This is a genomic window from Roseateles sp. (assembly GCF_052436255.1).
Classification (GTDB): Bacteria; Pseudomonadota; Gammaproteobacteria; order Burkholderiales; family Burkholderiaceae_C; genus Pelomonas.
This window is the reverse complement of the sequence record NZ_JBQVNP010000281.1, coordinates 1-2,411: the sequence shown is the minus strand read 5'-3', so window position 1 is coordinate 2,411 and position 2,411 is coordinate 1. Positions and strand designations below refer to the sequence as shown.

At 73.5% G+C, this 2,411-nt stretch carries 2 protein-coding genes; both read left to right on the top strand.

The annotated features are described in order from the left end of the window. A partial coding sequence (locus ACT6S0_RS27515; RefSeq protein WP_444766905.1) for a response regulator occupies window positions 1–1,158 on the top strand: 1,158 nt, incomplete at its 5' end. A 10-nt stretch (window positions 1,159–1,168) separates the two neighbouring features. After that, window positions 1,169–2,411 (top strand): sensor histidine kinase (locus ACT6S0_RS27510; RefSeq protein WP_444766904.1); only part of this gene is annotated, 1,243 nt, incomplete at its 3' end.

Here is a 2,411-nt window from a genome sequence, read left to right as displayed (position 1 = left end):
GCCGCAGAGTTGCTGGCCCAGCTGCGCCGTGACTACCCCGCCCTGCGCATCGCCGTGCTGAGCCCACCGGGCGTCGACGAAGGGCCGGCGCAGGCGCGCGGCTTCGGCGCCCGCGCCCTCTGCCCCAAACCGCTGCTGCCCCAGGAGCTGCGCCGCCTGCTGAGCAACGCGCGCGCGGAGCGCCCCGCCGGTGTCGACGCGCCGGCCCTGGCCGGCCTGCGCGTGCTGCTGGTCGAGGACCATCCCATCAACCAGGAAATTGCGCTGCGCCTGCTGAGCAGCCGCGGCGCGCAGGTCGATGTGGCCTGTAACGGCCAGCAAGGCTTGGACCGGCTGTTGGCGCGCGGCCCCGGCGCCTATGACCTGGTGCTGATGGACCTGCAGATGCCCGTGCTGGACGGCCTCAGCGCCACGCGACGGTTGCGCGAGATGCCGCAGTTCGACACGCTGCCGGTGCTGGCCATGACGGCCCACGCGCTTGCCGAGGAGCGCGCCCAATGCGTGGCCGCCGGCATGCAGGGCCATATCGCCAAGCCGCTGGACGTGAGCCGGCTGGTGCGCGAACTGCAGCGCTATCACCCGCTGCCCGAGCCGCCTGCACCGCCCCAGCCCCTGACGCTGGACCTGCGGCTGGGCCTGGGCCGGTTCGACGGCCAGACGGCGCTCTACCGGCGCACGCTGCAGGGCTTTGCCGACCAGTACGCGGCCGGGCTGGGCGGCTGGTCCGACTGGTTGGCCAGCGGCAACTGGAGCGAATTGCGCCGTGCCGCCCACACCTTGCAGGGCCTGGCCGCAACGCTGGGCGCCCAGCCGTTGCACCAGCTCGCGCTCGCGCTCGAACGCAGCGCCAGCGTGGCCGATGCGGCCAGTGCCGGCACGCAGCTGGGCCGCGTCGAGGCCGGGCTGAGCTTGCTGCAAGCCGAGGTCCAGGCGACCCTGGCCCGGCCCTGGGACGACCCCGCGCCGCGCGTCGCCGGCCCCGGCGACCTGGCCGAGCTGCGCCGCCTGCTGGCACAGAGCGACAGCCGCGCGCTGGACTGGTGGCAGGCCCATGGCGCGCACAGCGGCCTGGCGCCCGAGCTGCAGCAGCGCCTGGACCGCATGCTCGCCGCCCTGGACTTCGATGCCGCCGCGCTCGCGCTGAAGAGCGGCACATGAAGGGCCGCAGATGAAGGGACCGGCCCTCGTCGTCCTCGGCCTGGTCGGCACGCGCTGGCTGTTCACCGTCATCGTCGCGTCGGCGCTGCTGGCCTGGGGTAGCGAGACGGCGCTCGGCGTCATCGAGCCCAGCGACCGCATCGCCTATCCGCTGATCGCGGCCGCCTTCGCGGCGCTGGCCGCGCTGGTCTGGCGCCAGCCGCAGCGCCTGCGCATCTGGCAGCGCGCCGGCGTCACGCTGCTGGCGCTGTACTTCAGCCTGACCATGCTGGTCTTCACGCTGGCTCCCGGGCCGGGGCCCAGCCTCTACACGCTGGGCAGCTTCGCGCCCTGGGCGATGGGCGGCAACCTGCTGCTGTTCACGACCTGGCGCGCCCGCGAGGCGCTGTGGATCTCGCTCGGGATGCTCGGCATCATGCTGGCGCCGCCGACCCTGCTGCGCTTCTACGGCACGCCGCCGGCCTGGCTGATCGAAGGTTGGCCGCTGATCGCCAACCTGGCGCTGTGCCAGGCCATGTTTTGCATGGCGCTGTGGGGCCTGTCGCGCCAGCTCGGCCGCCTGACGCAGCTGGCGCCCGCCACGGGCAGCGTCGCCACCGCTGACGACCTCATCAAGGCGCGCGTCGCCGAGCTGGAGCGCTCGCGCGCCGCCGCCGAAGCCGCCTCTCGGGCCAAGTCCGACTTCCTCGCCAACATCGGCCACGAGATCCGGACACCGATGAACACCGTGCTGGGCCTGACCCGGCTGCTGCTGCAGGGGCGCCTGCCTACCGAGCAGCGCGGCCGGTTGCAAGAGGTGGCCAAGGCCGGCGAATCCCTGGTCAGGCTGATTGACGGCCTGCTCGACTACGCCGACCTGGACGCGGGCCGCATGCAGCTGGCCAACGATCCGCTGCATCTGGAGCAATTGCTGGCGAGCGCCTTCGACGCGGTGCGGCCCGCCGCCCAGGGCAAGCAGCTGGAGCTGATCTGCGACATCGCCTCCCCCGAACTGCTGGGCAGGGCCGGCGCACGCCGCGGCGACGCGGTGCGGCTGACGCAGCTGCTCACCGAGCTGCTGGTCAACGCCGTCAAGTTCACGCCCGCCGGCCAGGTCAAGCTCAGCGCGACGCTGGACGCCGCGGGCGGCTGGGTGCTGCGGGTGCGTGACAGCGGTCTGGGCATGCAGCCCGACCAGCTCGCGCGCCTGTTCACGCCCTTCGCCCAGGCCGAGGCCGGCGCGACGCGCCGCTTTGGCGGCACCGGCCTGGGCC